The 25,228-nt window shown below is 67.1% G+C and carries 23 protein-coding genes and 1 pseudogene; 9 read left to right on the top strand and 15 right to left on the bottom strand.

The window, feature by feature from the left end; translation table 11 throughout:
• Positions 1–24 precede the first annotated feature (24 nt).
• Positions 25–801, bottom strand: coding sequence for a UMP kinase (gene pyrH, locus G6N42_RS03445; protein ID WP_163726100.1), 777 nt, complete (start codon positions 799–801; stop codon positions 25–27).
• An 86-nt stretch (positions 802–887) separates the two neighbouring features.
• Positions 888–1,565, bottom strand: a complete 678-nt coding sequence (locus tag G6N42_RS03440) for a class I SAM-dependent methyltransferase (RefSeq protein ID WP_163726098.1) — start codon at positions 1,563–1,565, stop codon at positions 888–890.
• A gap of 36 nt (positions 1,566–1,601) precedes the next feature.
• Here G6N42_RS03440 and G6N42_RS03435 point away from each other — a divergent pair, with 36 nt between their 5' ends.
• Positions 1,602–2,036, top strand: coding sequence for a MarR family winged helix-turn-helix transcriptional regulator (locus G6N42_RS03435; RefSeq protein ID WP_174262004.1), 435 nt, complete (start codon positions 1,602–1,604; stop codon positions 2,034–2,036).
• A 20-nt stretch (positions 2,037–2,056) separates the two neighbouring features.
• Positions 2,057–3,187, top strand: coding sequence for a glycerate kinase (locus G6N42_RS03430; protein ID WP_163726095.1), 1,131 nt, complete (start codon positions 2,057–2,059; stop codon positions 3,185–3,187).
• Here G6N42_RS03430 and G6N42_RS03425 read toward each other — a convergent pair.
• From G6N42_RS03425 to rpsB, 3 genes are all read right to left on the bottom strand, one after another.
• Positions 3,182–4,624, bottom strand: coding sequence for an amidase (locus G6N42_RS03425; protein ID WP_163726092.1), 1,443 nt, complete (start codon positions 4,622–4,624; stop codon positions 3,182–3,184). The genes G6N42_RS03430 and G6N42_RS03425 overlap by 6 nt on opposite strands.
• 86 nt (positions 4,625–4,710) lie before the next feature.
• Positions 4,711–5,550, bottom strand: a complete 840-nt coding sequence (tsf, locus tag G6N42_RS03420; protein ID WP_163726089.1) for a translation elongation factor Ts — start codon at positions 5,548–5,550, stop codon at positions 4,711–4,713.
• A gap of 12 nt (positions 5,551–5,562) precedes the next feature.
• On the bottom strand, positions 5,563–6,399 hold the full coding sequence (gene rpsB, locus G6N42_RS03415) for a 30S ribosomal protein S2 (protein ID WP_163726086.1): 837 nt from the start codon (positions 6,397–6,399) through the stop codon (positions 5,563–5,565).
• A 356-nt stretch (positions 6,400–6,755) separates the two neighbouring features.
• On the opposite strand from rpsB, the pseudogene G6N42_RS03410 reads away from it, so the two are divergent.
• Positions 6,756–7,199 (top strand): annotated as a pseudogene (locus G6N42_RS03410) (peptidoglycan DD-metalloendopeptidase family protein); the annotation flags it as partial.
• Between the two features lie 60 nt (positions 7,200–7,259).
• Here G6N42_RS03410 and G6N42_RS03405 read toward each other — a convergent pair.
• The 6 genes from G6N42_RS03405 to G6N42_RS03380 all read right to left on the bottom strand — a co-directional run bounded on the left by G6N42_RS03405 (position 7,260) and on the right by G6N42_RS03380 (position 13,320).
• Positions 7,260–8,162 carry a tyrosine recombinase XerC gene (locus tag G6N42_RS03405; protein WP_163736907.1) on the bottom strand — a complete coding sequence of 301 codons (903 nt, stop codon included), beginning with the start codon at positions 8,160–8,162 and terminating at the stop codon, positions 7,260–7,262.
• A gap of 33 nt (positions 8,163–8,195) precedes the next feature.
• Positions 8,196–9,356, bottom strand: a complete 1,161-nt coding sequence (locus tag G6N42_RS03400; RefSeq protein WP_163726080.1) for a lactate 2-monooxygenase — start codon at positions 9,354–9,356, stop codon at positions 8,196–8,198.
• A 24-nt stretch (positions 9,357–9,380) separates the two neighbouring features.
• Positions 9,381–10,232, bottom strand: coding sequence for a siderophore-interacting protein (locus tag G6N42_RS03395; RefSeq protein ID WP_163726076.1), 852 nt, complete (start codon positions 10,230–10,232; stop codon positions 9,381–9,383).
• A 66-nt stretch (positions 10,233–10,298) separates the two neighbouring features.
• Entirely contained in the window at positions 10,299–11,432 is a 1,134-nt protein-coding gene (gene dprA, locus G6N42_RS03390; protein WP_163726073.1) for a DNA-processing protein DprA, read from the bottom strand.
• Positions 11,429–12,940, bottom strand: coding sequence for a YifB family Mg chelatase-like AAA ATPase (locus G6N42_RS03385; protein WP_163726070.1), 1,512 nt, complete (start codon positions 12,938–12,940; stop codon positions 11,429–11,431). Before G6N42_RS03385 ends, dprA begins: the two co-directional genes overlap by 4 nt.
• On the bottom strand, positions 12,940–13,320 hold the full coding sequence (locus G6N42_RS03380) for a YraN family protein (protein WP_163726067.1): 381 nt from the start codon (positions 13,318–13,320) through the stop codon (positions 12,940–12,942). The genes G6N42_RS03385 and G6N42_RS03380 overlap by 1 nt, the downstream gene beginning before the upstream one ends.
• 122 nt (positions 13,321–13,442) lie before the next feature.
• Between G6N42_RS03380 and G6N42_RS03375 the strand changes: the two genes are divergently transcribed.
• Positions 13,443–14,261, top strand: coding sequence for a DUF1206 domain-containing protein (locus G6N42_RS03375; RefSeq protein ID WP_163736904.1), 819 nt, complete (start codon positions 13,443–13,445; stop codon positions 14,259–14,261).
• 4 nt (positions 14,262–14,265) lie between these two features.
• Here the strand turns inward: G6N42_RS03375 and G6N42_RS03370 are convergent, their stop codons facing one another.
• Together G6N42_RS03370 and G6N42_RS03365 are read right to left on the bottom strand one after the other, a co-directional pair.
• Entirely contained in the window at positions 14,266–14,967 is a 702-nt protein-coding gene (locus G6N42_RS03370) for a DUF899 domain-containing protein (RefSeq protein ID WP_163726064.1), read from the bottom strand.
• Between the two features lie 71 nt (positions 14,968–15,038).
• Complete coding sequence (locus G6N42_RS03365) at positions 15,039–15,428, bottom strand: heme-binding protein (protein WP_163726061.1); 390 nt, start codon at positions 15,426–15,428, stop codon at positions 15,039–15,041.
• A gap of 188 nt (positions 15,429–15,616) precedes the next feature.
• Here G6N42_RS03365 and G6N42_RS03360 point away from each other — a divergent pair, with 188 nt between their 5' ends.
• Genes G6N42_RS03360 through G6N42_RS03340 form a run of 5 tightly spaced genes read left to right on the top strand, consistent with a single transcriptional unit; the run spans position 15,617 to position 23,210 of the window.
• A complete protein-coding gene (locus G6N42_RS03360) occupies positions 15,617–16,633 on the top strand; it encodes an iron ABC transporter substrate-binding protein (protein ID WP_163726057.1) in 1,017 nt (338 codons plus the stop codon).
• Entirely contained in the window at positions 16,634–18,211 is a 1,578-nt protein-coding gene (locus G6N42_RS03355) for an ABC transporter permease (protein ID WP_163726054.1), read from the top strand.
• An 8-nt stretch (positions 18,212–18,219) separates the two neighbouring features.
• Positions 18,220–19,251: an ABC transporter ATP-binding protein gene (locus G6N42_RS03350; protein ID WP_174262209.1), complete on the top strand. Its 1,032-nt coding sequence runs from the start codon at positions 18,220–18,222 to the stop codon at positions 19,249–19,251.
• On the top strand, positions 19,248–21,743 hold the full coding sequence (locus G6N42_RS03345) for an AMP-binding protein (RefSeq protein WP_163726049.1): 2,496 nt from the start codon (positions 19,248–19,250) through the stop codon (positions 21,741–21,743). The genes G6N42_RS03350 and G6N42_RS03345 overlap by 4 nt, the downstream gene beginning before the upstream one ends.
• A 60-nt stretch (positions 21,744–21,803) precedes the next feature.
• The gene (locus G6N42_RS03340) at positions 21,804–23,210 is read left to right on the top strand and encodes an HNH endonuclease signature motif containing protein (RefSeq protein ID WP_163726046.1); all 1,407 of its coding nucleotides are present in this window, start codon (positions 21,804–21,806) and stop codon (positions 23,208–23,210) included.
• Positions 23,211–23,224: 14 nt separating this feature from the next.
• Here the strand turns inward: G6N42_RS03340 and G6N42_RS03335 are convergent, their stop codons facing one another.
• Both G6N42_RS03335 and G6N42_RS03330 read right to left on the bottom strand, forming a co-directional pair.
• Positions 23,225–24,028: an acyl-CoA thioesterase gene (locus G6N42_RS03335; protein WP_163726044.1), complete on the bottom strand. Its 804-nt coding sequence runs from the start codon at positions 24,026–24,028 to the stop codon at positions 23,225–23,227.
• A complete protein-coding gene (locus G6N42_RS03330) occupies positions 24,025–25,224 on the bottom strand; it encodes a CoA transferase (RefSeq protein ID WP_163726040.1) in 1,200 nt (399 codons plus the stop codon). Before G6N42_RS03330 ends, G6N42_RS03335 begins: the two co-directional genes overlap by 4 nt.
• Between the last annotated feature and the right edge of the window lie 4 nt (positions 25,225–25,228).

The raw sequence follows: 25,228 nt of genomic DNA, 5'->3' as shown, positions 1-25,228 counted from the left end.
CTCCTGGCGGTGCGCGTCCATTGTTTAGGTGGTGACCAGTGTTCCGATCTTCTCACCTGCGACGGCACGCGCGATATTGCCGTCGGTGAGCAGGTTGAACACCAGGATCGGCATGCCATTGTCCATGCACAGGCTGAACGCGGTCGCATCGGCGACCGCCAGACCACGGTCGATAACCTCGCGGTGGCTGATCGCGGTCAGCAACTCGGCGTCGGGGTGCACTCTCGGGTCTGCTGTGAAGACTCCGTCGACCGCCTTGGCCATCAGCACCACCTCGGCGCCGATCTCCAACGCTCGCTGCGCGGCGGTCGTGTCCGTGGAGAAGTACGGCAGCCCCATACCGGCCCCGAAGATGACCACACGGCCCTTCTCCAGGTGCCTGCGTGCGCGCAGCGGGATGTACGGCTCGGCGACCTGGCCCATGGTGATCGCGGTCTGTACGCGGGTCTGGATGCCCTGCTTCTCCAGGAAGTCTTGCAGCGCAAGGCTGTTCATGACGGTGCCGAGCATGCCCATGTAATCGCTGCGGGTTCGCTCCATTCCACGCTGCTGTAGCTGCGCACCTCGGAAGAAGTTGCCGCCACCGATGACGACGGCGACCTGCACACCGCTGCGAACGACTTCGGCTATCTGTTGTGCCACCTGCTGGACGACGTCGGGGTCCAGGCCCACCTGGCCGCCACCGAACATTTCACCGCCAAGCTTGAGCAGCACGCGGGAGTACCCCGGCCGCAGCGGCGTATCGGAGGAAACAGGGTCGGCACCGTTGGGGCTGGTTGGCTGGCTGGCTGGCTCTGCCATCCGACTCCTTCGGGGTCCTTGCTGAGATTCCCCTAATCCTGCCTCATGGCGGCCCCCAGACCCAGAAGCGGGGTCGCGCGTCGCGGTCAGTCCGGCAAATGCGCAGTGAGGAGGAAGGCAGGCACCGAGTGGCGGCCATTAGGCTCTTTCCGCACGTCGGTTACGGGAAAGAACGCCTCGAAGCCCTCGGGGAAGACGCCGTGGATCCGCGCCGGCTTGACCTCGTCAATGGTCCAGTACTTCGACACGACCTCGCGCAGTTCGTCCTCGGTGACGGGGTTGGCCGGCCCGTCGGGCATGCCGGCCCTGTCGAACACCAGCACGAAGTACGACGCGCCGGGCGCTGCGGCCCGCACGATCGACTGCTGATATCCGTCGCGCAGTTCGACCGGCATCGAGTGGAAGAGCGTCGAGTCGACGATCGTGTCGAAGCGACCGTCGTATCCGCCGAAATCGCTGATGTCGGCGACCTCGAAGCTGGCGTTGGTCAGCCCGCGCTGGGCGGCCTCCGCTTTCGCCAGCTCGATGGCGGTCGGCGATTGGTCCAGCCCGACGGTGGTGAACCCGCGTTCGGCCAGATACAGCGAGATGGCGGCCTCACCGCAGCCGGCATCGAGTACCTCGCCGCGGATTTTGCCCTGCTCGATCAACGTCACAAGCTCGGGCTGCGGCTCACCGATGCTCCACGGCGGCTTCGCTCCGGCCATCTCGGGCGCCTCGCCCCGGTATGCGGATTCGAACATCTCATTCGTGGGTTGCGTCATGAAACCGGTATATCAACCTGGTTGATATGTGTCAAGATGCTTGATATGGAGGACATGCTCGAGGATCAGCCGCTGGGATATCTGCTGTCCCGGGTGGCCAATGCGCTGCGGGCGGAAGTCACCGCGGCGGTGCTGGATCCGATGGGACTGGCCTTCCCGCAATACATCTGCCTGCGGATCCTGTCGAAGTACCCGGACCGGACCAATGCCGATCTCGCCCGCTACACGAACGTCACCCCGCAGGCGATGAACATGGTGTTGCGCCGCCTCGAGGAGCGCGGACTGGTCACCCGGCCGGCGAGCGTGACATCGGGACGGTCGCTGCCCGCCCGGTTGACGCGCGAGGGCGAGGGACTACTCAAGCGCACCGACGCCGGAGTTCGTGCCGCGGAGCGCAAGCTGATGTCCGGTCTGACCGCCGAACAGCGTCAGGAGTTCAAACGGGTCCTCGTGGCACTCGGTTCCGACTAGGTTCTGCGAGACTGGGACCGATGAAGATCGTCCTCGCCCCGGACTCGTTCAAGGAGTCGATGACCGCGACCGAAGCGGTTGCCGCGATGCGGGCCGGCGTACAGCAGGTGCTACCCGATGCCGAATGCGTCGGGGTTCCCATGGCCGACGGCGGCGAGGGCACCGTCAACGCTGTCGTCGACGCACTGCACGGTCAGCACATCGAGGCGCAGGTGTCCGGTCCGCTCGGCGCGACGATCACGGCGCGCTACGGCTACATCCCGCTGCGTCAGTTGGCGGTCATCGAGATGGCGGCCGCCGCGGGCCTGGAGCTCGTCCCGCCCGATCAGCGAGACGTGCTGCGCGCCAGCACCTTCGGTGTCGGACAGCTCATCTCCGCGGCACTGGACCGCGGTGCCGAGGAAATCCTCATCGGCTTGGGCGGATCGGCCACCAACGACGGCGGCGCGGGCATGCTCACCGCACTCGGCGCGTCGTTCGTCGACGCCGACGGTGCCGCGCTCGAACCCGGCGGCGCCGCGCTGCGCCACCTCGATCGCATCGACGTGTCCGGTCTGGACCCGCGGGTGCGCGACGTCCGCATCAGCGTCGCGACCGACGTCACCGCTCCGCTCCTGGGCCCCACTGGCGCGTCCGCCGTGTTCGGACCTCAGAAGGGGGCGACGCCGGCCGATGTCCAGACTCTGGAATCGGCTTTGACGCAACTGGCGACCGTCACGTCCGCGACGCTGGGAAAAGCGAACCCGCAGCGGCCGGGCAACGGCGCGGCGGGTGGCCTGGGTTTCGCGCTCGTCGAGTTCCTCGGTGCGGAAAGCAAGCCGGGCGTCGACGAGGTCGCCGCTACCGTCGGCCTCGAACAGGCCGTGCGCGGGGCCGACTGGGTCTTCACCGGCGAGGGCAGCGTGGACGCCCAAACCGTCATGGGAAAAACACCTTTCGGCGTCGCACAGGCCGCGGCACGGAACGGTGCGAGGGTGGTGATCTTCGCCGGACGGGTGGCGCCGGATGCCTCCGTGCTGCTGGAGCACGGAGTGGAGCGGCTCGTCGCGATCACCGCGGAGGGCACGCCCATCGAGCAGGCACTGCGCGAAGGTGCCGAATCACTTACGCGCGCAACGGCAGAGGTCTGCCGTCAGATCACTGGCTCATGAATGGATTTTCGCCCACGGGTGGGCCTCTTCGAGCTCGTACGCCAACTCCAGCAGTCGGGCTTCGCGGCCACGCGGGCTCGACAGCATCATGCCGACCGGCAGACCCGTGGCGGATTCGGCGAGCGGCAACGAGATTGCGGGATCGCCGGTCGCATTCTGTAGCGGGGTGAAGGCCGCCCAATCAACGAGCCGGTTCATCACAGTCTCGAAATCCTGCGTCGGGTCCAGGTGACCGATCGGCGGCGTGACCTCGGCCAGCGTTGGCATGAGCACGGCGTCGTACTGCTCCCCCAGCTTCGCGGTGATTCGGTGTGACGCGGACAGCCGTCGGATGGCCATCGGCACCTTGTACAAGTTGCGGGCGGCCTTGCGGTCGAGTCCGAGCGTGATGTTGTCCAGACGCGAGCGGTCGAAGCTGGGCCCGAACATCCGACGTCCGCCGCGGACCACGGCCATCGCCAAAAACGCCCAGTAGACCAGGAAGTCGTCCTTGAAGCGGGCGGGGACGGGGTTGTCGATCTCGGTGACGCGATGGCCCAGCTCCTCCAGCATCGCCGCTGTCTTCAGTGTCAGCTCGCGGATCTCGGGACTGGCGTCGCGCGAAATGGATTGTGTGCACACGGCGATGCGCAGTCGCTGCTTACTGGGTTGCGTCACGTCCCCGATGGGTGCCAGCTTCGGGTTGCGGTGGACGCGCTCGGCTTCGCGCAGGAACGCGGCGGTGTCGCGCACCGAACGCGACACCACGCCGTTGGCGACCAGATGCAGCGGCATCTGCGCGGTCTCCTTATCGAGCGGGATGCGGCCACGTGTCGGCTTCAACCCGACCAAACCGTTGCAGGAAGCCGGAATTCGGATCGAACCGCCGCCGTCGTTGGCGTGCGCGATCGGGACGACGCCGGCAGCGACGAACGCGGCGGAGCCCGACGACGACGCGCCCGCGGTGTGCTCGGGATTCCACGGGTTGCGCACCGGGCCGATGCGCGGATGCTCGGCCGCGCCGCTGAAGCCGAACTCCGACATCTGCGTCTTGCCCAACGGCACCAGTCCAGTGGCGAGAAATACCCGAGCGAACGCGCCGTCAGCGGGCATCGGTTCCGGATCCCATGCGTCGGTGCCCTGCATCGTGGGCCAGCCCCCGACGGCGACGTTGTCCTTGATGAACGACGGCACACCGTCGAAGTAGCCACCGAACGGACGTGATGCCGCCGCACGCGCCCGGGCACGGTCGTACGCCTCGAAAGCGAGGCCGTTGAGCGCCGGGTTGACGGCTTCGGCTCGGGCGATCGCCGCGTCGACGAGTTCAACCGCGGACACGGTGCCCGCCCGCAGGGCCTCGACAAGGCCGACGGCGTCGAGGTCGCCGAGGGCGTCGTCGCCGAAGGCGTGGCATCGGCCGTCTGTTCTCCGGCCGAGGGCCTCATCAGGACGTTTCATACAGCGACGGTACCAAGTCGTACCGCGTGACCGTCCGCCAATGCAAAAGGCCCCCAGAAACCTGGGGGCCTTCGCGGTAGAGCTCGTTACGTCTGGCCGACCTCGAAGCGCACGAACCGGGTGACGGTCACGCCCGCCTCCTCGAGCAGCGCCTTCACGGTCTTCTTGTTGTCGGACACCGACGGCTGATCCAGCAGCACGACGTCCTTGTAGAAGCCGGTCACGCGGCCTTCGACGATCTTGGGCAGCGCCTGCTCGGGCTTGCCCTCCTCCTTGGCCGTCTCCTCGGCGATCCGGCGCTCGTGGGCGACGATGTCCTCCGGCACGTCCTCACGGGTGAGGTACTTCGCCTTCAGCGCAGCGATCTGCAACGCCACGGCGTGCGCCGCAGCCTTGCCTTTCTCGTCGTCACCGGATTCGTACTCGACCAGCACGCCCACACCGGGCGGCAGGTCGGCGGCCCGCTTGTGCAGATACGTCTCGACGTTGCCGTCGAAGTAGGCCACACGGCGCAGTTCAAGCTTCTCGCCGATCTTCGCGGACAGGTCCGCGACAAGCTGCTCGACCGTTGTGTCGCCGGCCCCGCCACCAACCCGAGCGGCCTTGAGCGCGTCGACATCGGCGGCCTTGGCCGCCGCGGCGGCCGCGACGATCTGTTCGGCCGCGGCCTGGAACTCGGCGTTCTTGGCGACGAAGTCGGTCTCGGAGTTCAGCTCGATCAGCGCGCCGTCCTTCGCGGCGACCAGACCTTCGGCGGTCGCGCGCTCAGCGCGCTTGCCGACGTCCTTGGCGCCCTTGATGCGAAGCAGTTCGACGGCCTTGTCGAAGTCGCCCTCGGACTCGACCAGCGCGTTCTTGGAGTCGAGCATGCCGGCGCCGGTGAGCTCGCGAAGTCGCTTCACATCGGCAGCGGTGTAGTTCGCCATATCAGCCTTTCCCTATGACTCTTGAGGGGTTTCAGTGGTGGGGGCGGCGTCGGCCCCACCGGCATCGGTGGACGCCGTAGCGCCGGCGAGCAGTTCCTGCTCCCACTCGGCGAGCGGCTCGGCACCCTCGGCCTGGGCCTCTCCGTCACCCTTGCCTGCGCCGGCACGGGCCTGCAGACCCTCGGCGACCGCAGACGCCACGACCTTGGTCAGCAGCGCGGCCGAGCGGATCGCGTCGTCGTTGCCCGGGATCGGGTAGTCGACGAGGTCCGGATCGCAGTTGGTGTCGAGGATCGCGATGATCGGGATGTTCAGCTTGCGGGCCTCCGCAACGGCGAGGTGCTCCTTGTTGGTGTCGACGACCCAGATCGCCGACGGCACCTTCTGCATGTCCCGGATACCGCCGAGGCTGCGCTCGAGCTTGTTCTTCTCGCGGGTCAGCATCAAGATTTCCTTCTTGGTGCGGCCCTCGAAGCCACCGGTCTGCTCCATGGCCTCGAGTTCCTTGAGGCGCTGCAGACGCTTGTGCACGGTCGAGAAGTTGGTGAGCATGCCGCCCAGCCAGCGCTGGTTCACGTAAGGCATGCCGACGCGGGTCGCCTCTTCGGCGATCGACTCCTGCGCCTGCTTCTTGGTACCGACGAACATGATGCTGCCGCCATGGGCGACAGTCTCCTTGACGAACTCGTACGCCTTGTCGATGTATGTCAGCGTCTGCTGCAGATCGATGATGTAGATGCCGTTGCGGTCGGTGAAGATGAACCGCTTCATCTTGGGATTCCAGCGACGGGTCTGATGCCCGAAGTGGGTGCCGCTGTCCAGCAGCTGTTTCATGGTCACGACGGCCATGGGTGTGCCTCACTCAATATGTCGGTTGTCGCGCAGCGTCGGGTGACGCCGTGCCCTGGTGCCCGCTGGAGTGCCGAACCCGTCCGAGAGCGGGACCGACGGCATCCTGACTGACCTTGCTGGAACCGGGTCATGTGCAGACACGCGAAGTCAGCCCGCGCAAGCGAGCTGCGGATAGGAGTTTACACGCTGCCCAGGGGTGCTTTTTCCATCCGGAGGGCAGGAGCGAAGCGACCGGGGATTATGCACAGAGACGCGCTGCTCCACAGATTACGGGCGGCGGCTGGCGTGACCGCGGTCCATCGCGCTGAGCTGGGTATATGCGATGGATCGTGCTGTTCGCGGCTGCGATTGCCCTGGCCGCGCCGGCGTCAGCCGATGGGGAGCGGCTGACTTGGCCGCTGCGGCCGCGGCCGGCTGTGGTGCGGATGTTCGACGCACCGTCGCCCAACTGGAAGCCGGGCCATCGCGGTGTCGATCTCGCCGGAGCCCCTGGTCAGCCCGTATTCGCCACAGCCGGCGGAACGGTGGTGTTCGCCGGTGAGCTCGCGGGCAGGCCGGTCGTGTCGATCGCTCATCCCGGCGGTTTACGCACCAGCTACGAACCCGTCGCGGCGTCGGTGCGGGCCGGCCGGCGGGTCGACGCAGGCGCGATGCTCGGCCATCTGGAGGCCGGCCATGCCGGCTGTGGCGCAGCGGCCTGCCTGCACTGGGGTGCGATGTGGGGTCCGGCGTCGCGCGCGGACTACGTCGATCCGCTCGGCCTCGTCGTGGACACCCCGATCCGCCTCAAGCCCGTGCGCTAGCGATTTCGGTGTCCGCAGTCGCGCTCACCGCGACCAGCTACACCGAAATCGCAACTACGCGCGGGGGTGGGCCTGGTCGTGGACGGCACGCAGGCGCGCGACCGTGACGTGGGTGTAGAGCTGCGTGGTGGCCAGCGTCGAATGGCCGAGCAGTTCCTGTACGACGCGCAGATCCGCGCCACCTTCGAGCAGATGGGTGGCGGCGCTGTGCCGCAGCCCGTGCGGCCCGATGTCGGGGGCGCCGTCGACCGCAGCCATCGTCTGGTGCACGACCGTGCGGGCCTGCCGCGGGTCGAGTCGTCGCCCACGCGCACCCAGAAGCAGCGCGGGACCGGAGTCTTTGGTGGCCAACGCGGGGCGACCGTCGGACAGCCATTCGGTTAGCGCCGCGACCGCGGGCGCCCCGAACGGCACCGTTCGCTGCTTGTTGCCCTTGCCGAGCACGCGCAGCAGGCGTCGGGAGGTGTCGACGTCGTCGATGTCCAGTCCGCACAACTCGCTGACCCGAATACCGCTCGCGTAGAGCAGCTCGACGATCAAACGGTCGCGTAACGCTAGCGGATCTCCCTGTTGTGCACCGGATTTCGCTGCGGCCATGGCGTCCAGCGCCTGGTCCTGACGCAGCACGGCCGGCAGTGTGCGGCGGGCCTTGGGCACCTGCAGGCGCGCGGCGGGGTCGCTTGCCATCAGACCGCGTCGCACCGCCCAAGCCGTGAAGGTCTTGACGGCGGACGTGCGACGGGCCAGCGTCGTCCTGGCTGCGCCTGTGGCGGCCAGCGCCGCGAGCCACGAACGCAGAATCGGCAGTGTCAACCCGGAAATCCCCGCGTCGGGTACGCGTTGGGCGACGAAGTCGAATAGCGACCGCAGATCACCGAGATAGGCGCGACGCGTGTGTTCAGAGCGACCGCGCTCCAGCGCGAGGTACTCGTCGAACTCCTCGAGGATCGCCTCCACGCCGTCAACCGTCGCAGACAACGACTCCCCGACTCAGCTGACGCGCCGCAACGCGTCGGGAGTCAGTTCCTTCAGCGAGCGATAGCCGTCGACGGCCATCGTCAGGTCGGCCTCGGCGAGCAGCGACCGCAGCACGTGCACGATGCCGTCCTCTCCGCCAAGCGCGAGGCCGTAGGTGTAAGGCCTGCCGATCGCGACCGTCGAGGCGCCGAGCGCGATCGCCTTGACGATGTCGGCCCCGCTGCGGATGCCCGAATCGAATAGCACCGGCATCCCCTCGGCGGCCTCCACCACACCGGGCAGGCAGTCGATGGCCGGAATTCCGCCGTTGGCCTGGCGGCCGCCGTGGTTGGAGCAGTAGATGGCGTCGACGCCACCGTCTTTCGCGCGCCGTACGTCGTCGGGATGGCAAATGCCCTTGAGGAGCAGCGGCAGCGAGGTGAGCGAGCGCAGCCACGGCAGGTCGTCCCACGTCAGCGGATTCCCGAAGATCGAGATCCACTGCATGATCGCAGCCTGCATGTTCTCTTCCGGCGGCTGCGCCAGGCTGTCGAGGAACACCGGATCGGTGGTGTAGTTCGCCAGACAGTGACCACGCAGGAACGGGAAGTTCGAAGTCGACAGGTCGCGTGGTCGCCAGCCGGGAATCCAAGTGTCCAGTGTCACGACGATGCCCTTGAAACCGGCGGCCTCGGCGCGTTGCACGAAGCTCGCGGCAACGTCTCGGTCCTTGGGGGTGTAGAGCTGGAAAAAGCCTGGCGTGTCGCCTAATTCGGCGGCGACGGCCTCCATCGGATCGGCAGTCATGGTTGAGGCGATCATCGGCACGCCGGTGCGCGCTGCCGCACGTGCTGTGGCGAGGTCGCCATGTCCGTCCTGCGCACACAAACCGATGACACCGACGGGAGCCATCATCACCGGCGACGGCAGCGAGAGCCCGAGGAAATCGACAGTCAGGTCGCGTTCGGCGGCGCCGACGAACATCCGCGGCATAAGTCCCCAGTTCTCGAAGGCGGTGGCGTTGACGCGCTGAGTACGTTCGTCGCCTGCGCCGCCCGCGACGTAGGACCACATCGACGGTGACATCGCGGCCTGCGCCTTGGCCTCCAACTCCGCGAAAGACATCGGGAGCTTAGGCAGGACGCCGGACAGACCCTGGAAGTAGATCTCGAGCTGGTAATCGCCGTAAGCCATGCGGCTAGCGTGCCAGGCTCGCGGTCACGCGTTGGCCTGTTCTGCCTTCGCGAGTTCCGCCTTCCACTGCCTGAACGTCTCCTCGGTGCGGCCGCGGCGCCAGTATCCCGAGATCGACGACGCCCACTTGGCGTCCACGCCACGCTCCTTGCGGATGTAAGGACGCAGGTTGTGCATGACGGTCTGCGCCTCGCCGTGGATGAACACCTGCACTTGACCGGGCAACCACGCCGCGCCCTTCACGGCGTCGATGAGCGGCGCGTGGTCACCGGCCTGGTCCTCGGCCACCAGGTCGGCGCGGCCGCCCCGGTAGATCCACGTGATGTCCACACCCGGCGGCGCCTGCAGTTCGACCTCGTCGTCGGGCCCGCCCACCTCGATGAAAACCTGACCGATTGCGTTGTCCGGCAATGCTTCCAACGCCGCGCCGATCGCCGGCACAGCGGCCTCGTCGCCAGCGAGCAGGTGCCAGTCGGCCGCGGGATCGGGCGCGTACCCGCCACTGGGCCCCATCAGGTAGGCCGGCTGACCGGGTTGCGCCGCGACGGCCCACGGACCGGCGACACCGTGCTCACCGTGCACCACGAAGTCGATGACGATCTCGCGTCGCTCGGCATCCACCTTTCGGACCGTGTACGTGCGCACGGTCGGTTGTTGCGCGGCGGGCAGAGCCTTGAAACTGTCCAGTGTCAGCGGCTGCTCCAACGCGGCGACGTCGACACCGGGGCGAACGAACACGATCTTGACGTAGGCGTCGGTGGAGTCGTTGGGCGTGAAGGTGTCGAAGCCCGCGCCGCCGAGCACGACCCGCTTAAGATGCGGGGTCAGCTGCTCGGTGCGCACCACTTCGAACGTGTGCACCGGACGTCCTGCCACTGTTCCTCCTGTTGATCGCTCGCCACGTCGAGGATACGAGCGCCCGCAGCGTGCCGGTCGGCTACCTCATGTCGTACGAGATGTCGTCCGTGCCAGCTTCCACCTCCCCTCGCGGCGCACCACCAAACCGGACAGCTCCAGCACCGCCAGCGGACCGAGCACCTGCGTCGGCGGCAGGCCGGCGGCCACCGCGATCTCGTCGGCGGTGCGGGCGGCCCGGGCCGGCAGCGCGTCGTAAACCCTTCTGTCGGCGTCGCTCAGCCCGTCCAACGCAGATGCCGGTCGGTGCTCATCCGGTGCGAGTTCGCCGACGCGGCCGATCAATTCGATGACGTCCTCGGCGCGAGTCACCACGTTGGCGCCCGCCTTCAGCAGCGCGTGACTGCCGACCGACGCAGACGACGTCACCGGGCCGGGCACCGCGCAGACCGGACGCCCCAGCGCGCGGGCCCACGCCGCGGTGTTCGCCGCGCCGCTGCGCGCTCCCGCCTCGACGACGACGGTCGCACCCGCGAGACCCGCGACCAATCTGTTGCGCGTCAGAAATCGGTGCCGCGCGGGCCGTTCGCCAGGTGGATACTCACTGATCACGAGACCGTGGTCGCGGATCTGCCGCAGCATCGCGGCGTGCGCCGACGGGTAGGGCACGTCGATGCCGCCTGCGAGCACCGCCACCGTCGTCCCGTCCGCCGCCAGCGCGGCGCGGTGTGCGGCGCCGTCGATTCCGAAGGCCCCGCCCGAGATCACCGTCGCGTCACGGGCCGCCAAACCCGCCGCCAGGTCCCCGGCGACGAACTCGCCGTACGCCGTGGCCGCCCGCGTGCCGACAATTGCGGCCGCACGATCGGAAACCTCGTCGAGGCACATCGGACCGACGGCCCACAGCACCATCGGCTCATGTGCCTGCGGCCGATCGTTGACACCGCGAAACGCGTTGAATGCCAACAGCGGCCACTCGGCGTCATCAGCGGTGATCAGCCGTCCGCCCATACGGTTAAGGACTTCTAGATCTTCTGCTGCACAGTCGATCTCGCGTCTGGCCTCGACGACGCGGCCGACGGTGCCGTCGGCTGCCCCGCTACGCACACGGTCGGCGGCCTCCACCGGACCGACTCGTCGGGCCAACGCGCGCAGTTCCGGACACGGCGGTTCCGCGACTCGCGACAGATAGGCCCATGCACGCGCGATCTGATCGCTCATCGCGCTCCCCCGTCCTGTCGAAAGCTCAACGCGGTGGTCACGTCCTCCAACGCCGGCGACGTTCGTCCCGCCAGGTCGGCGAGTGTCCAGGCGACTCGCTGAACGCGGTCTGCTCCGCGCTGGCTGAGCAGACCGCGGTCGAGCGCGAAACGAAGAGGCTCGGTGACAGTCTTGGCAAGCCGGAACTTCTTGCGCAGCAGGGACCCACTCACCTCGGCATTGGTGCGGATGCCGTGGGGCCGCCACCGCTCCACCGCAGCCTCGCGTGCTTTCGCGACCCGCTCGCGCACGTCGACGGTCGACTCGCCCTCCTGCTGGGCAAACGCGCCGGCGCGCTCGGAATGCATCTCGACGACCAGGTCCACACGGTCGAGCAGTGGGCCGGACAGCTTGCCCAGATAGCGTCGCTTGATCTGCCCCGGACAGATGCAGTCACGCGGATCCGCAGGTGCGCACGGACACGGGTTGGCGGCCAGCACCAACTGGAACCGGGCCGGATACCGCGCCACGCCGTCGCGGCGGGCCAACCGAATCTCACCGTCTTCCAGCGGAGTTCGCAACGCTTCCATCACACTGACGCCGATCTCCGCGCATTCGTCGAGAAACAACACCCCGCGGTGGGCGCGACTAACTGCACCCGGTCGGGCCAATCCGCTGCCGCCGCCGACCATCGCCGCCACGCTCGAGGTGTGATGCGGCGCGACGAATGGCGGCCGCGTGATCAACGGCGTACTGCCCGACAACAGGCCGGCCACCGAGTGAATCGCCGTCACCTCAAGTGCCTCACTTTCGCTGAGTTCGGGCAACAAGCCTGGAAGCCGCTGTGCCAGCATCGTTTTTCCGACGCCCGGCGGGCCGGTCAACATCAGGTGATGCGCACCGGCGGCGGCAACCTCGACCGCGTAACGGGCCTGTGTCTGACCGACCACGTCGGACAGGTCGGCCACGGGCGCCGGCGCCGGGCACGACATGCCACCGTTCTCCTCGAGGTGCGCCTTGCCCTCGAGCCAGCACTTCAGTTGGCCGAGTGTCCGCACCCCCTTGACGTCGATGCCGTGCACCAGCGCCGCTTCCGGCAAATTCTCAACCGGGACCACCACGAGCGGCCATCCCTCCTTCTTCGCGGCGAGTACCGCGGGCAGCACTCCCTTGACGGGCCGCACCCGGCCGTCGAGCGCCAGTTCGCCGAGCAGCACCGTCTTCTCCAACCGCGCCCACTCCGCCTTGCTGTGCGCGGACATCACCGCCAACGCGAGCGCGATGTCATAGACGGAGCCCATCTTCGGCAGCGTCGCGGGTGAGAGCGCCAGCGTCAGCCGGGCCTGCGGCCACTCGTTGCCGCAGTTGGTGATCGCCGCGCGAACCCGGTCCCGCGACTCCTGCAACGCGGCGTCCGGCAGCCCGACGAGGTGCACACCGGGCAGCCCCGACGCGATGTCGGCCTCGATCTCCACGATGTGCCCGTCAAGGCCGCGCACGGCGACCGAGAATGCTCGTCCCAGCGCCATCAGCCCACTCCCCGCAGATGGGTGATCTCCGGAATCGGTCGGCGACCGATGCGCACGCCGACGACGTCGATGCGCACCCCGCACCAGCGGGCATCCTGTCGTGCCAGCCACAGCCCTGCGAGGCGCCTCAGCCGACGTACCTTCTGCGGTGTGACCGCCTGTTCGATTCCCCCGAACCGGTCGCTGGTGCGGGTCTTCACCTCGACGAACACCACGACGCGCGAGGCGTCGTCGGCCGCGATCACGTCGAGTTCGCCATAACGGCAGCGCCAGTTACGTGCGAGGACTCGTAATCCCACCGATTGCAGATGTTCGACGGCCAAACGTTCGCCCAGTGCGCCGATCTCGGCGCGGGTCCACGACGTCTTCGGATGAGTCATGGCCACACGGTGCGACGCGACGCCGACAAGCTGCGGCCGCCGAACCGCACTTATCCCCAACCACCAACTCATCCACAGCCCGAATGAGTTTCGCCACCGTCAAAAAGCGGGTACAGGACCACATGGCCAACAAGTCCCTCCATGGCGCAGCTGATCGCGCGACCGACAGCGATGCGTTCGAATACACCGCTCGCGCTGGCTTCGTCGTCAGCGGTGTGCTGCACCTGCTGGTCGGATACATCATCCTTCAGATCGCCTTCGGGTCCGGCGGTAATGCGGATCAGTCCGGCGCCCTTGCGACCCTGGCCGCCCAGACCGGTGGCAAGTTGATCCTGTGGGCGGCCGCGATCGGCCTTGTCGCACTTGGTCTATGGCGTGTCGCCGAGGCAATCGTCGGCTCCAAACCAGGTGAAGGGTCCGGAACCAACCGGGATGACACACCCGCCTGGAAACGCGCGAAGGCCGCAGGACTGGCGATCGTGAACTTCGCCATCGCGCTGTCGGCCGCCCGCTTCGCCATGGGCAGCGGTCAGCAGAGTAGTCAGCAGAACAGCGGGATGAGCGCGCAGTTGATGCAATCCGGCTGGGGCAAGACACTCCTCATCGCCGTCGGGCTCGGGCTCGTCGGGGTGGGCGGCTATCACGTCTACAAGGGCGTGGTCCAAAAGTTCTTCAAAGACCTGCGCGTCTCGGACGGCACCTGGATCAAAGCCGTCGGGATCAGCGGCTACGTCGCCAAAGGGCTGGTGTTGGCAGGCGCGGGCCTTCTGGTGATCGTCGCGACGCTGCAGGCCGACCCCTCGAAGGCGGCCGGTCTCGACGCCGCGGTGAAGGCTCTCGGCCAGGCCCCGTTCGGCAAGTTCCTGCTCATCCTCGCCGCGCTCGGCATCGCCGCGTTCGGCGTTTACAACTTCGTACGCGGTCGTTACGGCCGGATGTGACGGGTCAGCCGCCGCTGCCGTAAGCCCGCGCGATGTCCGGGCTGTCCAGCCAACCCGAGTACGTCGGCCGTGACGGCCAGCCCTCCGGCGAGTCCTGCCATTCCTCCTGCCGCCCGTATGGCAGCAGATCGATCAGCGCGAAGGAGTGACTGAGCTGCTCGGTGCCGCGCCCGTTGGTGTGCCAGGTCCGGTAGACGGTGTCGCCGTCCCGCAGAAACACGTTGACTCCGAACCCTTCGCCCGGCGCGGCGTCGACGTCGGCACCGAACGACGTACCCGCCGCCGAGTACCACTCCATCCGGTTGCCGACCTTCTCGCGGTAGGCCAACGCCTCTTCGATCGGCCCGTTCGTGACGATCACGAACCGGGCGTCGTAGTTGTCGAGGAAATCCAGCCGGGTGAATTGCGAGGTGAAACCGGTGCAGCCGCCGCACTGCCATTCGGCGCCGTCTTCCCACATGTGGTGATAGGTGATGAGCTGCGTCCGCCCGTCGAAGATGTCGACGAGCCGGACGGGTCCGTCGGCACCGGCCAGCGTGTAGTCGTCCATCTTCACCATCGGCAGCCGTCTGCGCGCCGCGGCGATCGCATCGAGCTCGCGCGTCGCTGCTTTCTCGCGCCGCCGCAGATCGTCCAGCGCGGCGCGCCACGTCTGAACGTCGACCACCGGGGGCTTGCCCGCTGTCGTCGTCGCCTCAGTACTCATCGGCTCTCCCTTCGATGTTCCGGAAACGGTCTATAGAACGACTTCCCGCGACACCGAAACTCATCGGCCGATCAGACCTCCATCGCCTCGAACAGTGTCGCGAACTGCGCGGGCGTGATGGCGACGCCGCACTGGTTGCGCAGGTCCTTCAACGGGCTCGCGATGCGCGACAGGTCCAGGAATTCTCCGGGGTTGCCCATGAAGTAACCCCGCACGTTGTTGCGCGCCACGTCAGGTGGCTGCGTGGCGGCCGCGGTGAGAACGTCGTTGGCGCCGGGATGGCCGGCGAGGTAGCCGCCCGCCTCGGCGAGCACACCACCGGCGGTCACGGCGAGCCCGCTGGCGGTGCAGTCTGCGGCGCTGGCCATCGGCGCGCTGACGACGGCCACCGAGACCCCGAGAGCACATGCGGCGGCGACTCCGACGACTCGCGAGCGTGTGGGTTTGGCTGACTTGTTCATGCGGTGTCCTCAAGGTCGGGGCCGACGGATCAACTTCAGGGCTAACCTACCCGGCATCCCCGTCGAGAAACTCGCTCTGAGCATGAACAACGGTGGACACACGGCCCCACGGCCAAGCGGGGCAGAGTATGTTCATTTAGGTAAACCTCAGCTAAAAGCGCCGGGTTGGCGCGGGAAGGACCGCCTGAATGCGCCACCGTTGGAGCCGGATCGCCGCACTCGTGTCGGCCGTTGCTGTCGTGCTCGGAGCGACGTCGTGCTCGAGTTCGGACGAGAGCGACGAGTTACTGATCTACAACGCTCAGCACGAGTCGCTGACCAAAGAGTGGATCGACGCGTTCACGAAAGAGACCGGCATCAAGGTCACGTATCGCCAGGGCGGCGACACCGAGCTGGGAAACCAGCTGGTGGCCGAGGGCAACGGATCTCCCGCCGACATATTCCTGACGGAGAACTCGCCGGCGATGGCTGCGGTCGAGAAGGCGGGACTGTTCGCCGCTCTCGATCAAGCGACCCTCGATCAGGTTCCCGAGCAATACCGCCCGGCCACCGGCAAGTGGACGGGTGTCGCGGCGCGCAGCACCGTGTTCGTCTACAACCCCTCCAAGCTGACCCCGGATCAGCTGCCGAAGTCGCTGGTGGACCTGCAGAACCCCGAATGGAAGGGCCGCTGGGGCGCTCCCCCGACAAAGGCCGACTTCCAGGCCATCGTCGCCGCGCTGCTGCAGCTCAAGGGTGAGGCCGAAACCGCAAAATGGCTCGCGGCGATGAAGTCCGGCGCGACGTTGTACAGCGACAACATCGCCACGCTGAAGGCGGTCAACGCGGGCGAGGTCGACGGTGGCGTGATCTATCACTACTACTGGTTCCGCGATCAGTCGAAAACCAAAGAGATGAGCGCAAATACGGCGCTGCACTACTTCAAGAACGAGGATCCCGGCGCGTTCGTGAGCCTGTCGGGCGGCGGCGTGCTCGAGTCGAGCAAGAAGAAGGACGAGGCCCAGCAGTTCATCCGGTTCATCACCGGCAAGGCGGGCCAGGAGGTGTTGGAGAAGGGCACCTCGTTCGAGTATCCGGTCGCCAGCGGCGTGCCCGCCAACTCCGCGCTGCCGCCGCTGGACACGCTGCAGGCACCCGCGGTGGACCCGTCGACGCTGAACTCAGCGCAGGTGACGGATCTGATGACGAAGGCGGGCTTGCTGTAGGTGACTGCTGCTCCCCCCATTCCGGCGCCCGCTGCGGGGTCCCCGCGGTCCGAGGCCACCGCGAGGCCGGGTCCGCTGGTTTCGATAACCGTCGCGGTTCTGGTTGCCGCCACCTGCATTCCGCTGGGCTATGTGGTGTGGGGAACGGTGTCGGTCGGGTGGACGCGCGCCTACGAGTTGGTGGTCCGGCCTCGGGTCGGCGAACTGCTGTTCAACACCGTCGCGCTGGTGATCGTCACGGTGCCGCTCTGCGTGCTGATCGGCGTCGGCCTCGCGTGGCTGACGGAGCGGACCGACCTCCCCGGCCGGGGGTTTTGGCGCCCGTTGTTCGTTGCGCCACTGGCTGTTCCGGCCTTCGTCAACAGCTACGCCTGGGTCGGTGTCGTCCCATCGATCCACGGGTTGTGGGCCGGAGTCCTCATCACCACGCTGTCGTACTTCCCGTTCATGTACCTGCCGGTCGCGGCGACCCTGCGCCGGCTCGACCCTGCCGTCGAGGAGTCCGCACGCGCACTGGGATCGGGGTCGATAGGTGTGTTCTTCCGCGTCGTGTTTCCACAATTGCGATTGGCGATCCTGGGCGGCGGACTGCTCGTCGGCCTGCATCTGCTCTCGGAATTCGGCGCGTTCGCAATGATCCGGTTCGATACGTTCACCGTCGCGATCTTCCAGCAGTTCCAGGCCACCTTCGACGGTGCGGCGGGCAGCATGCTTGCCGGAGTTCTGGTCATCCTGTGCCTGGTACTCCTCACCGTGGAAGCGGTTGCGCGCGGCAAAGTCCGATTCGCCAGAATCGGATCCGGCGCGCCGCGTGCCGCAACCCCGAACCATCTGGGCCACAGCACAATCCCCGCATTGCTCGCAGTGACCGTTGTCGCAGTGCTGTCGCTGGGTGTTCCGATCTGGACGCTGCTGCGCTGGCTGTGGATCGGCGGCGCCGACGTGTGGGACTTCGCCGCACTCGGCAATTCGCTCGGCCAGACCATCGGGCTGGCAGGTACCGCGGCGATCGTCACCACAGTGCTGGCCTTCCCCGTGGCATGGGTCGCGGTGCGGTCGAGCGGACTGCTCGCCCGCACAGTCGAGGGCGCCAACTACATCACCAGCGCCCTGCCGGGTATTGTCACCGCGCTCGCACTTGTCACCGTGGCGATCCATTACGTGCGACCGCTCTATCAGAGCGTCCCGCTGATCGTGTGCGCCTACGTCCTGCTGTTCATGCCGCGGGCACTGGTCAATGTCCGGGCCGGTCTCGCCCAGGTTCCGCCGAGCCTTGAGGAAGCGTCCCGGTCGCTTGGCGCGTCGCCGTCGGAAACGTTCGTCCGGGTGACGCTGCGGCTCACCGCGCCCGCCGCCGCCGCCGGGGCGTGCATGGTATTCGTCGCCGTGGCAACCGAACTGACCGCGACATTGCTGCTGGCGCCGACTGGCACCAGGACGTTGTCGATGATGTTCTGGTCGTGGAGTAGCGAACTCGACTACGCAGCCGCCGCCCCGTACGCAATGGTGTTGGTGCTGTTGGCCATACCCGTGACCGTCCTGCTCTTCCGTCAGTCGATGAAAGTGGCCGCACTGTGAGCGAAGTGATGGTCGATATTCGGGGACTCGCGAAGTCCTTCAACGACCATGTCGTGCTCGACCACATCGACCTGCAGCTCGAGAAGGGCAGCACCACTGCGGTTGTCGGCGCTTCGGGCTGCGGAAAGACGACGCTGCTACGGCTCATCGCCGGCTTCGAGACACCCGGCGAGGGAACGATAACGATCGACGGCCGCCAGGTCGCGAGCGCCAACCGCGCGGTGGCACCGCACCGGCGCCGTATCGGATATGTCGCACAGGACGGGGCGCTTTTCCCCCACCTGACCGTCGGCCAGAACATCGCCTACGGGATCCGCGGCGAGGGTCGCGCCAAGGTGCGTAGCCGTATCAGCGAGCTTCTCGAAACCGTTTCGCTCAACCCGTCATTCGCCGACCGCCGCCCGGACCAGCTCTCGGGCGGACAGCAGCAGCGCGTCGCGTTGGCCCGGGCACTGGCCCGACAGCCGGTATTGATGCTGCTCGACGAGCCCTTCAGCGCCCTGGACACCGGACTGCGCGCGTCCACCAGGAAGGTGGTCGCGAGCCTGCTCGCCGATGCGGGCATCACGTCGCTGCTGGTGACCCACGACCAGGAGGAGGCGCTGTCGATCGCCGACCAGGTCGCGGTGATGCGCGACGGGCGGTTCACCCAGGTCGGCTCGCCGCAGTCGGTGTACCGGCAACCCGGTGATCGCTTCACAGCCGAATTCCTCGGCGACAGCATCACGCTGCCATGCGTCGTCGCGGCCGGGTTCGCCGACTGCGCCATCGGACGGGTCGCCGTGCGCGCGGACGACGGGCCGGGCACGTTGTTGCTGCGACCCGAACAGCTTGTGGCGAAGGTCGTTTCGGACAGCGGTGAGCTGGACGGCGTCGGCAGGGTGCTGGCCGTCGAGTTCCTCGGCCACGACGTCCTGCTGACCATCGATCCCGCGGGCGACGTCGAGCCGATCATCGTGCGCCAGAACAGCCTCGAGCCCCCATCGATCGACGCGAAGGTGCGCATCGAGGTGGTGGGCAACGGAGTCGTGTTCACGTGAGGTCGCTCATCGAGCATCTGCGAGGGCACGGCGAGCGTGTCGCGGTTCTCACCGATGCCGCGCAACTGACCTACGTCGAGCTCGCGGACCGGGTCTCCGAGGCCGCCCAGGCTTTGGACGGCCCGCGCCGCCTCGTGCTTCTCGAAACGCGCAACGACATCTCGACGCTGGTCCACTATCTCGGCGCCCTGGCGGCCAACCACGTCGTACTACCCGTCGCTGAGCGACGCGACCACACCGCGATCAAAGAGACCTACCGGCCCGACATCGTCATCGACGACAGCGGAGTCCACGTCCACCATCACGACGAACGCCAGATGCACGACGACCTCGCGCTGCTGATGTCGACGTCGGGCAGCACCGGCTCCCCGAAACTCGTGCGACTCTCGCACACGAATCTCGTCGCCAACGCCTCGGTCGTCGCCGAGTATCTGGGTATCCGCGAAACCGACCGGGCCGCAACCACACTGCCGATGTCATATTGCTATGGACTGTCCGTGATCCACAGCCATCTGCTCGCGGGCGCCGGCCTGATACTGACCGACCGCTCCGTGGTCGACGAGGAGTTCTGGCGGCTGTTTCGCCGGCACCGCGGAACGTCGTTCGCGGGCGTGCCGTACACGTTCGAACTGCTCGAAAGCGTGGGCTTCGACGCCAGGGACCTACCCGAGCTGCGGTACGTCACCCAGGCCGGCGGAAGAATGCCACCCGAGCGGGTCCGCAGATTCGCCGAACTCGCTCAGGATGCAGGTTTCGAGCTGTTCGTGATGTACGGAGCCACCGAGGCGACGGCCCGGATGTCCTATCTACCACCGGAACTCGCGTTGTCCCGGCCGAATACGATCGGCCGCCCGATCCGCGGCGGATCGTTCTCCATCGAACCACTGGACGGCTGGGCCGACGACGCCGTCGGCGAGCTGGTCTACCGCGGCCCCAATGTGATGATGGGTTACGCGCACGGACCCACCGACCTGGAGCTCGGCAAGACGGTCGAGACGCTACGCACCGGCGACATCGCCCGACTCTGCCCCGACGGGCTGTACGAGGTCGTCGGCCGCAATAGCCGATTCGTGAAAATGTATGGCCTGCGTATCGATCTGGGACAGATCGAGACCGCGCTCCGCGCACGGGGAATTCAGTCGTTCTGCGCCAGCGATGACGACGCCCTTGTGGTCGCCGTCACCGGCAAGCACGACGATCGCGAGGTCCAGCGAGCGGCGGCCGAGGCGGCCGGTGTGCCCGCGGGTGCCGTGCGTGCCGTCACCGTCGAGGAACTGCCCCTGTTGCCCTCGGGCAAGCCCGATTACGAGACCGTGCGCCGGTTGAGTCGCACGACCGACCAGCGGCAAGCCACGGATTTGCACGGGTTGTTCGCAGATGTATTGCAGGTGGACGCCGCGACGCTCGACCCGGACGCCAGCTTTGTCGACCTGGGCGGCAACTCGCTGTCCTACGTCACGATGACGGTGCGGCTCGAGCGGGCGATCGGCCAGCTGCCGTCGAATTGGCAGAACATGTCGCTCCGGCAGCTCGAAAGTATCTCGAAACCGGCGCGACGCAGATGGCTGGCGACTCTGGAAACCAGCGTCGCGCTCCGCGCCGCCGCGATCGTGCTCATCGTGGGATCTCACGCGGAATTGTTCGAGCTGTGGGGTGGGGCGCACATTCTGCTGGGTGTCGCCGGATACAACTTCGGCCGCTTCTGTCTGACCCCGGTACCACGCAACGATCGGGTGCGACATCTCGGCAACACGATCGCGTGGATCGCGGTGCCTTCGATGTTGTGGGTCGTGGTCGCGCTGCTGCTGACCGACCACTACACGTGGACAAATCTATTGCTGGCCAACAAGTTCCTCGGTCCGCACGACAGTATGACCGCAGGCCGATTGTGGTTCGTCGAAGTGCTGGTGTGGACGCTCGTCGTGCTGACCTTGGTGTTTTGGTTGCCACTCATTGATCGCCTGGAACGCCGCCTACCGTTCACGATCGCCGCCGTGTTCCTCGTCATCGGATTGGCGCTGCGGTACGACATCCTCGGGATGAACCTCGGACGCGACGCGTGGTTCACCATGCTGGCGTTCTGGTTCTTCGCGATCGGCTGGGCGGCGGCGAAGGCGACGACGACGTGGCACCGCGTCGCGGTGTCGGTCGCACTTGTCGTCAGCCTGCATGGCTATTTCGACACCACCCTGCGCGATGTGATGGTGATGACCGGTCTGCTCCTGCTCATCTGGGTGCCGACGATCCGCTGTCCATCCGCGCTCACGGTGGCAGTCGGGGTGCTGGCCGAGGCGTCGCTGTACACCTACCTGGTCCACTACCAGGTCTACGCGTTGTTCGACGGCCACCCCGCACTCGGCGTGCTCGCCTCGCTGGCCGTCGGCGTCTTGCTCACCTACGTCGTGACGGTGTTGCGTCGCTGGCTGCGTGGCCGGTTCAGTTCGCTGCGCTCGGATACGTCGACCCGAACCAACGCTTTCACACAAATCTGAAATCTCTTCTGTCACTTTAGTTTCTGTTGTCACAGCCTGGGTTGGGCTGTCGGTGGTCGAATGTATGTTCGAGTCATGTTGGCGACCCCGGTTCAGGTGGCGATGGCCGCGCTGCGGTCCGCCCACGAATCGCTGGCCTGCTGCGACCTGGACATGCTCACCCACCGCGAACTGCTCGACCTGCTCGATGGCCTGGAGACGCTGACCTGCCAACTACCTACGCAGTGGCACCGCGCGCTGGCCCGACTACAGACCGAAACGACGCCCAAGGAGTTGGGCGCCAAGAACTGGAAAGACGTACTGCGGATCCGGTGGCGGATCTCAGCGACCGACGCCAACCGCCGCCTGGCCGAAGCCGAAGTACTCGGGCCACGGCGCGCGTTGACCGGTCAACCGTTGGCGCCGGTGCTGGCCGCGACCGCCGCCGCCCAAGCCGCCGGGCAGATCACCGGTGAACATGTGGACAAGATCCGCGACGCCATGGGACGCCTTCCCGGGTTCGTGGATGCCGCCACACGTGAGGAGATCGAACAAGACTTGGTGCGTATCGCGGTCGGTGTCGGACCCTACGAGCTGGGCAGGGCCGCCACCACCATGCTGTTCCTCTTGGATCAGGACGGCCCGGAACCCGAGGACACCGAACGACAGCGCAAACGCGGTCTCATTTGTGGCCCGCAGGGCCGTGACGGCATGGTCTCCATCAAAGGCGACCTGACGCCGGAAGCCTGGGCAGTGCTCGAACCCATCTTCGCCAAATGGGGCGCACCGGGCATGTGCAACCCCGACGACGACACCCCGTGCATCAGCGGCACCCCCTCACAGGAGCAGATCGATACCGATCACCGCACCCTGGCCCAACGCCAACACGACGCCCTGCTCGCCCTGGGCCGCAACGCGTTGGAATCCGGCGAGTTGGGTCAGCACAACGGGCTACCGACCTCGATCATCATCCGCACCACCCTCCAAGACCTCGAGTCCCGCGCCGGGGTGGGCACCACCGGCGGCGGCACCCTCATGCCGATCACAGATGTGATCCGCCTGGCCGCCCACGCCCACCACTGGCTGGCGGTGTTCGACAAATCCACCGGACAAGCCTTGGACCTGTTCCGCGCGCGACGCACCGCCTCCCCCGCGCAGCGGATCATGCTGATCGCCCGGGACGGGGGCTGCACCAAACCGTGCTGCGCGGTGCCGGCCTACGGCGCCCAGGTGCATCACGCCCTGCAGGATTGGGCCGACGGCGGCAACACCAACATCAACGAGATGACCCTGGCCTGTGGACCCGACAACCGCCTCGTCGACAAGAACAACGGCTGGACCACCACCATCAACGACCACGGCGACGCCGAATGGCACCCACCACCAGGCCTCGACACCGGCCAAACCCGCATCAACTACCACCACCGCCCCGAACTACTCCTGAAACCACCAGACAAAGACGACGGCAACAACGAACGCGGGCCATAGAGCAAGCCACGGGGTCAATCCCGTTCGGCGATAAGGCCTTCCTGGGCCAGCGTCGCCGCGATAACCCCATCGGCGCGGATCAGGCTGCCGGTCACGACGCCGCGTCCCCGCGCGGCGGCGGGCGAGCGTGTCTCCAATAGGTTCCACTCGTCGGCGCGTACCGATCGGTGGAACCAGATCGACGAGTCGGTGGTGCCGCTGCGATGCGTACGCGCTTTCATGGAATGTCCGTGCACCTGCAGTGCCGGATCGATCATGTACACGTCGGTGACGAACACGCCGACCAAGGTATGGACCGCTGGGTCGTCGGGCAGCGCGGCCGTTGTCCGCCACCAGAATCGGCGCACGAAATCTTCACCGGTGCCCTCATCGGAGATCCTGATGTCGAGTTCGTCCAACGGCATCGACGGCGCCGGCCCCGCAGGACCGCCCTGGGCGAGAGAGTCGGGGTCGTGCGGCATCGAGGACTGAGTGCCGTGTTCGGGACCGGGCAACTCGATGGCGAACGACACCGTGGCCGTCGTCAACAGCCGACCGTTCTGTCGGGCGTCGACACGACGCGCGGCTGCGGTCCGTCCGTCGAAAACCCTTGTCACGGTGTACTCGACGGGATCGCCGGCTTCGCCGCCGCGCAGGAACTGCAAATGCATGTTGGTCGGCGACCGGTCGGTGTCGACGGTTCGCCAGGCGGCGGCGAGGCTCTGTGCCATGAACTGGCCGCCGTAGGAACGCTTTCCCTCCGGACCGCTGGCCGGGCCGACCCAGGTGTCGTCGCTGTCGCCCTGCTTCAGATCGAACAACCCCAGCAGCGCGCTCACTCCACCGTCCCCGCATCCGTCAGGCGCGCGATGTCTTCCGCGCTCATTCCCAACCACTCCCCGAGCACCGCCGCGGTGTCGTCACCGAGCGCCGGGGCGACGGCCGCGGCCGGGTAGACCCCGCCGATCGCCATCGGCAACCCCGGCGCCAGGTATTCGCCGATGCGAGGCTGGTCGAGCTGGGTGAACATCGGATTCGCGGTCACCCGCTCGCCGCGCGCCGCTTCGTCGAATGTTTGGTACCGGTCCCACAACACGGACGTCGCCGACAGGGCGTCGGCGACCTCCTGCGCGCTGTGCTGGGAAAACCATTCGTTGAAGAGCCCGAATAGCGCGCCGCGGTGTTGGTACCGCTGTCCCTCGTCGCTGAAATCGGTTCCCAATGATTCTGCCAGCGCGGCAACGGCTTTCGTCGTCCCGGTCAGCTCGGTCAGATCGCGGAAGTGCCTGCCGGTCAGGGCGACGATCATGAACGACGCGCCGTCGGCGCTCGTGAAGTCCTGACCGTACTGGCCGTACACCGAATTCCCGATCCGCTGGCGCGCGGTGCCGTTGATCATGACTTCGGTGAAGAACCCCAGGTTGCCCGCCGTCGCCAGCGCGACGTTCTCCAGCGGAATGCTGATCCGCTGCCCCTGACCGGTCGCGTCACGGTGCCGCAGCGCGCTGACGACGGCTAACGCGGTGTAGATCCCGCAGGTGACGTCCCACGCCGGCAGGACGTGGTTGACCGGAGTGGCGAGGTCGGCGGGGCCGGTCACCATCGGAAATCCGATCGCGGCGTTGACGGTGTAATCGACGCCCGTGCCACCGTCCGCGCGCCCTGACACCTCGACATGGATCAGGTCAGGCCGCAGCCCCGTCAGGGTCTCATAGGAATGCCACTGCCGCCCAGCGACATTGGTGATCAGCACGCCGCTGTCCGCGATCAGCCGTTGCACCAGCTCCTGCCCGTCGGCCGAACGCATATCGGCGGCCACCGAACGCTTGCCCTTGTTGAGACCCGCCCAGTAGATGCTCTCGCCGTCGTCGGTGAGCGGCCAGCGCCGGTAGTCCGCCGCTCCCCCGATCGGATCGACGCGGATCACCTCGGCGCCCAGTTGGGCCAGCGTCATCCCAGCCAACGGCACCGCGACAAAACTGGAGATCTCGACGATGCGCACGCCGGCCAGCGGCCGGATGGGGTCCGAACTCACCCGG

The sequence above is a fragment of the Mycobacterium gallinarum genome, from assembly GCF_010726765.1.
Classification (GTDB): Bacteria; Actinomycetota; Actinomycetes; order Mycobacteriales; family Mycobacteriaceae; genus Mycobacterium; species Mycobacterium gallinarum.
The sequence above is the reverse complement of the archived record's forward strand: the minus strand, read 5'-3'. Positions and strand labels throughout refer to the sequence as shown.